This is a genomic window from Streptomyces sp. NRRL B-24085, assembly GCF_001282115.1.
GTDB lineage: Bacteria > Actinomycetota > Actinomycetes > Streptomycetales > Streptomycetaceae > Streptomyces.
The window spans coordinates 1-6,043 of sequence record NZ_LJBR01000408.1; the positions used below are offsets into that span (position 1 = coordinate 1).

Below are 6,043 nucleotides of genomic sequence, written 5' to 3' on the forward strand. Positions count from 1 at the left end.
TACAGCGCCGATGGTACTGCAGGGGGGACCCTGTGGGAGAGTAGGACGCCGCCGAACAATTTTTGAGAAAACCCCCGTGCCATTCGGCACGGGGGTTTTCTGCGTTCTGGCTATTTCACCAGCTTTGTTTCGTACGCCAGGATCACCGCCTGGATGCGGTCTCGGGAGCCGGTCTTGGCGAGAACACGGCCCACATGGGTTTTCACGGTCGACTCCGCCAGGTGCAGGCGGGTGGCTATCTCCGTGTTCGTCCAGCCCTTGCCGATGACCGTCAGGATTTCGCGTTCCCGGTCGGTGAGATGGGCCAGGCGGGGGTCATCCGGTTCCGCGGCCGGGGTTCCCGTCGGCAGGTGGTGGGCATACGCGTCCAGCAGGCGGCGGGTCAGGCTCGGGGCGACCACCGCGTCGCCGGTCGCTACCGCGCGGATGCCGGACAGGAGGTCCTCCGGCTGGGCGTCCTTGACCAGGAAGCCCGAGGCTCCGGCGCGGAGGCCGGCGTAGGCGTACTCGTCGAGGTCGAAGGTCGTGAGGATGAGGACGCGGGTGCGGTCGCCGGTGGCGGTGATCCGGCGGGTGGCCTCGATGCCGTCCAGGCCGGGCATCCGGACGTCCATCAGCACCACGTCGGGGTGCAGCTCGGCCGTCATGCGGACCGCCTCGGTGCCGTTGGCCGCCTCGCCGAGGATCGTCAGGTCGTCCTGGCTCTCCAGCAGCATGCGGAAGCCCAGGCGCTGGAGGGGTTGGTCGTCGGCGATCAGGACGGTGGTCACTGCGGGGTTTCCTCCGGGAGGTGGAGGCTGACGCGCCAGCCTCGTTCGGGGTGGGGGCGGGGGCCGGCCTCAAGTGTGCCGCCGTACAGGGACGTTCGTTCGCGCATGCCGGGAAGTCCCCGGCCGTCGGTGCCGTTCGGGGGGCCTCCGCGGCCGGTGTCGGTGACCGTGATGGTGACGGCGCCGCCCTCGTCGTAGGACATCTCGACGGTCGCGGTGGCGCCGGGGCCGGCGTGTTTGAGGGTGTTGGTGAGGGCTTCCTGGACGACTCGGTAGACGGTGAGCTGGCGGCCCGGGGGGAGGCTCGGGGTGCCGTGGACCTCCGTGTGGACGGGGAGGCCCGCGCTGCGGACGCCGTCGATGAGGTGGTCGAGGTCGGAGAGGGCGGGCTGGGGGGCCAGCGCGGCTTCCGGGTGGTCCTCCTCGCGCAGGACGTCCAGGAGGCGGCGGAGTTCGGTCAGGGCCTGGCGGCTGGTCGTGGAGATGGCGGTGAGGGCTTCGGCCGCGCGGTCGGGGGACTTGCGGGCGGCGTAGCGGCCGCCGTCGGCCAGGCCCGTGATGACCGACAGGTTGTGGCCGATGATGTCGTGCATCTCCCGGGCTATGCGGGCGCGTTCGGCGGCGGCGGAGAGGCGGGCCTGCTGGTCGCGTTCGATCTCCAGGCGGCGGGCGCGGTCCTCCAGGGCCTCGGTGTGGTCGCGGCGGGTGCGGACCGTGATGCCGATGGCCGCCGCCGAGACGAAGGTGAGCAAGGCCGGGAAGAGGTCCTGGTCCGCGCCGCCCTGGGGATGGCGTACGGCGAGCACGGTGGTCGGGACGAGGACGACGGCCAGGGCCCACCACAGGGAGCGGTGGGGGCGGCGCAGGGCGATGTGGAAGACGATCAGCGTCTGGAGCAGGGCCGCCTGGAGTGCGGCGCCGGTCCAGGCGTTGACCAGGGCGAACGGGGTGAGGGCGAGGAGGACCGTGCGGGGGTGGCTGCGGCGCCACAGGAGGGGGACGGACAGGCCGAGGCTGAGCGCGAGGACCAGGCCGCCCGGGAGGTCGGTGTCGCGGGCGACGTTGTGCCAGCCGTCGCCGTAGTAGTCGATGAGGGCGGCCGTCACCCAGAAGCCGGTCAGGTGGAGGTCCCACAGGAGCGGGTGGCGGCGGTCGAAGGCGCGTACCCGCTTGGTGACGCGCTGGACGTGGTCGGTGAGGGGTTCCGTGGTCCGTTCTTCCGCCGCCGGTGGCGTCCGCTCTTCCGTCACGGGGTCCATGGTGAGGGCTTTCGCCGTCATCCGTCAGACGTCCCGTCGCTTCAGGGCCACCGCGGCCGCCGCCAGGGAGGCCGCCGCCCACAGGGACATGGCCAGCAGGGCGCTTCCCGAGGACGCCGTGTCCGCGGTGGTGAGGGTCTCCAGGGCGCGGCCCGGGAAGTGGCGTACGGCGTCGTCGACGAGGTCGTACGGCAGCATGGCCAGCACCTCCGGGAGGATCATGACCAGGCCGATGAAGGCGCCCGTCGCGATCGGGACCGAGCGGGCCAGGGCGCCGAGGCCCAGGGCGAGGACGGTGAGGAGGGCGAGGCCGGCCGCGTTGCCGGTGAGGGCGCGCAGGACGCCCGGGTCGCCGAGGGCGGCCTCGTGCTCGGTGCCGGTGAGGAAGGACTGGGCGAGCGGGAAGGTGAGGAGGTTCGTCCACAGGCTGAGGACGAAGGCGATCGCGGCGAGGACCGCGGCCTTCGACCACAGGACGGGCAGCCGGGTGGGGACCGCTGTCATCGTGGCGCGGATCTGGCCGGTCGAGTACTCGCCCGCGGTGCAGAGGATGCCCAGCACCCCCAGGTTGAGCTGGGCGAACTGGGTGCCCAACAGGACGAGGACGACCGTGTCCATGTGGCCGGCGTCGCCCCGGTCGTAGGCGGCGCTGATGCCCACGCCCATGGCGACGGTGAGGGCGCCGGTGGCGACGAGGGTGATCCAGGTGGAGCGCACGGTCCAGAGCTTGTGCCACTCCGAGCGCAGGACTCGGGCCGGGGTGACCCGGTAGGGCAGCGTCGTGGCGGTCATGCCGTCGCTCCTTCCGACGCGGTCGTGAACTCGACCGATTCGTGGGTGAGTTCCATGAAGGCCTCCTCCAAGGAGACCTGGTTGGGGGTGAGTTCGTAGAGGGGAATCGCGTGGGCCGCCGCGGTGCGGCCGATGTGGCGGGCGTCGGTGCCGCGGACCTCCAGGGTCTCGGGGGCGGTCGGGACCGCCTCGACTCCGGGTGCGGTGAGCAGGCGTACGAGGGTGGCGGCCTCCGGGGTGACGACCTTGACCGTGCCCGTGCCGGACCGTCGTACGAAGTCGTCGACCGTGGTGTCGGCGAGGAGGCGGCCGCGGCCGATGATGACCAGGTGGTCGGCGGTGAGGGCCATCTCGCTCATCAGGTGGGAGGAGACGAGGACCGTACGGCCCTGTGCCGCGAGGGACTTGAGGAGGTTGCGGATCCACAGGACGCCCTCGGGGTCGAGGCCGTTGACCGGTTCGTCGAGGACGAGGACGGCCGGGTCGCCGAGCAACGCGGCCGCGATGCCCAGGCGTTGGCCCATGCCGAGGGAGAAGCCCCTGACCCTGCGGTGGGCGACCTCGGTCAGGCCGGTGAGGTCCAGGACCTGGTCGACGCGGGCGCGGGGGATGCCGTGGGTGTGGGCGAGGGCGCGCAGGTGGTGGTGGGCGGTGCGGCCGGGGTGGACCGAGCGGGCCTCCAGGAGGGCGCCGACCTCGGTGAGGGGCGCGGGATGGGCGGCGTAGGTGCGGCTGCCGACGGTGGCGTGGCCGTGGGTGGGGGCGTCCAGGCCGAGGATCAGGCGCATGGTGGTGGACTTGCCGGCGCCGTTCGGGCCGAGGAAGCCGGTGACGGTGCCCGGGCGGACCGTGAAGGACAGGTCGGCGACCGCGGTTTTGTCGCCGTAGCGTTTGGTGAGGTCCTGTGCCGTAATCATGCTCCGATGCTCGTGCGGGCGGGGGCCCCGGGCGTCGGACCGCGGGCAGTATTCCAGGTGAGGCGGGTAGTACCCGGGTACTACTGTGGCCCGTATGAGCTACGTGATCCGGTCCGTCCGCGCCGAAGAGTGGCCCGCTGCCAAGGAGTTGCGGCTCGCCGCGCTTCGGGATCCGGTCGCGCACCTCGCCTTCCTGGAGACCTACGAGGAGGCCGTCGCGCGGCCCGACTCGTACTGGCGGGAGCGCACGGCCAAGGGCGCCGAAGGGGCGGACGGGGCCCAGACGGTCATCGCCGAGGCGCCGGACGGGCGGTGGGTCGGGACGGTGACCGTGCTGCTGGAGGAGCCCGGGACGACCGACTGGGCCGGGTTCCCGGTCGAGCGGAAGCAGGGGCACCTCGTGGGGGTGTTCGTACGGCCCGAGGAACGCGGGAGCGGGCTCACCGACGTGCTGTTCGACGCGGCCGTGGAGTGGGCGTGGGCGCACGGGGCCGAGCGGGTGCGGCTGATCGTGCACGAGGACAACGGGCGGGCGCAGCGGTTCTACCGCAAGGCGGGGTTCGAGCCCACGGGTGTGGTCGTGCCGCTGACGGCGGCTCCGGGCCAGTCCGAGCTGGAGTTCGCGCTGGAGCGCGTCTGACTCCTGGGCCGGCCGGCGGGGAAGATGAGGCATGCGCTCAGACGACTGGTACCTCACCGAGGACATCGACGACTTTCTCGCCCGGGCCGGGGAGTTCCTGCGCTCGCGCCCGGTCGCGCACATCATGCCGCTGACGTGGACCGCGCGACTGCGCGCCCGCGGGGCCGCCGTGTACGGCGCCGAGGACGCCGTCTTCGGTGTGCTGGAGCGGGCGGCTGAGGTGCACGCCGTCTTCTACCGGCTGTCGCCGCGGCGCGGTCTGGGTCTGACTCCGCTGACCGCCGAGCAGGCCGACGCCCTCGCCGCCCAGCTGGTGGCGCTCGGCCACTCGGTGCCCTCGATCAGCGCGGACGAGGGGACCGCCGCCGTCTTCGCCGAGGCGTGGCGACGGCACACGGGGGCCGCCTCGCGGCTGCGGGTCCGGCTCTGCCTGCACCGCCTCGGCACGCTCGTGCCGCCGGAGCCCTTCCCGGCGGGGCGGGGGCGGCCCGTGGAGGAGCGGGACCGTGAGCAACTCATGGACCTGTGCCGGGGGTTCGCCGCGGACGTGGGGGAGGCCGTCACGATCGACGCCGGCACCTGGGCCGGCACCCGCTTCGCCGACAAGAGCTACACGTTCTGGGAGACCCCGGACGGCACGCCCGTCTCCCTGGCGGGCGCCAACCCGATGGTCGCGGGCCTGGTGCAGGTGGACCCGGTGTACACGCCGGCCCGTCTGCGGGGCCGGGGGTATGCGGGTGCCGTGACCGCCGAGGTGAGCCGGGCCGCGCTGGCGGCGGGCGCCGAGCATGTCGTGCTGTTCACGGATGCGGCCAACCCCACCAGCAACGCCCTCTACCGGCGGCTCGGCTATGTGCCGGTCGTCGACTGGGCCGCGTACGACTTCTGAGCGCTAGGCCGGGAGGTCCGCGTCCGGCCAGCGGGTGCGGGCCTGTTCACGGGACCTGAGCAGGGCCAGGGCGGGCAGCCCGCGGTCCGCTCCGGTGGCCAGGAGCTCCGGCAACTGGGGGAGCGGGGCCACGGCTGCGATGTCGTCCAGCACGAGGGTCAGTGGTGGGTCGAGGCGACCGGAGGATGACCGTTCGGCCATGCGCCGGCCACGCTCGACCACGTTTGAGACGAGGGCCGTCAGGAGGGGCATCGCGCCCGGGTTCGTCCTGGGGTCCTCGATGGATTCACCGACCACATAAAGCGTGCCCCCTTCGTCGACGAAGGAATCCAAGGCGAGGGCATCATTTCGGTTGGGAGTGCATGCCTCGCGGATGTTGACCGTGAAGAGGGCGGCCAGGGCCCGGCTGATCAACTCCTGGGCGATGTCCCGGCGTTCGGGGTGCGCGGTGAGGGCGGCCTCGAGTTCGCCGGCCGAGCCGGGGGCCGCCTTCGGGTGGGTGCGGAGGGTCTTCACGGCGTCCTGGACCCCGGTGCCCTGGCACCAGCGGTGGACGTGGCGGATGGTGCGGGACTCGACGGCCGCCGCGTGGAGGTAGCTGCGCAGGAGCGTTTCGGCCGCGTCGGCCACGGCCTGGTCGATCCTCGCGGTGGGGCGGACGGGGGCGAGCAGGGCCTGTGCTCTCGCCTTGGCCGTCTCCTTGGTCTCGCAGCCGGTGGTGGGGGACCAGTGGAGGCGGGCCGGGGTGTCGCAGAGGTGGGTGGGGTCGTAGACGT

Annotated in this window: 7 protein-coding genes; 2 read left to right on the forward strand and 5 right to left on the reverse strand. The window is 72.6% G+C overall.

What is annotated here, in order from left to right; genetic code table 11:
* Nucleotides 1–110 precede the first annotated feature (110 nt).
* From AOJ26_RS34875 to AOJ26_RS34890, 4 genes are read right to left on the reverse strand one after another with little or no spacing between them, the layout of a single operon-like run.
* Entirely contained in the window at nt 111–770 is a 660-nt protein-coding gene (locus tag AOJ26_RS34875; protein ID WP_053852369.1) for a response regulator, read from the reverse strand.
* Complete coding sequence (locus tag AOJ26_RS34880) at nt 767–2,029, reverse strand: histidine kinase (RefSeq protein WP_053852374.1); 1,263 nt, start codon at nt 2,027–2,029, stop codon at nt 767–769. The genes AOJ26_RS34875 and AOJ26_RS34880 overlap by 4 nt, the downstream gene beginning before the upstream one ends.
* Nucleotides 2,030–2,053: 24 nt before the next feature.
* The gene (locus AOJ26_RS34885) at nt 2,054–2,821 is read right to left on the reverse strand and encodes an ABC transporter permease (protein WP_053852370.1); all 768 of its coding nucleotides are present in this window, start codon (nt 2,819–2,821) and stop codon (nt 2,054–2,056) included.
* Nucleotides 2,818–3,738, reverse strand: coding sequence for an ABC transporter ATP-binding protein (locus AOJ26_RS34890; RefSeq protein WP_053852371.1), 921 nt, complete (start codon nt 3,736–3,738; stop codon nt 2,818–2,820). Before AOJ26_RS34890 ends, AOJ26_RS34885 begins: the two co-directional genes overlap by 4 nt.
* 94 nt (nt 3,739–3,832) lie before the next feature.
* On the opposite strand from AOJ26_RS34890, the gene AOJ26_RS34895 reads away from it, so the two are divergent.
* A complete protein-coding gene (locus AOJ26_RS34895; RefSeq protein WP_053852372.1) occupies nt 3,833–4,378 on the forward strand; it encodes a GNAT family N-acetyltransferase in 546 nt (181 codons plus the stop codon).
* 31 nt (nt 4,379–4,409) lie between these two features.
* Nucleotides 4,410–5,267: a GNAT family N-acetyltransferase gene (locus tag AOJ26_RS34900; RefSeq protein ID WP_053852373.1), complete on the forward strand. Its 858-nt coding sequence runs from the start codon at nt 4,410–4,412 to the stop codon at nt 5,265–5,267.
* A gap of 3 nt (nt 5,268–5,270) precedes the next feature.
* Here AOJ26_RS34900 and AOJ26_RS34905 read toward each other — a convergent pair.
* Nucleotides 5,271–6,043, reverse strand: a 773-nt coding sequence (locus tag AOJ26_RS34905; protein WP_234358748.1) for a type IV secretory system conjugative DNA transfer family protein, incomplete at its 5' end; no start/stop codon positions are given.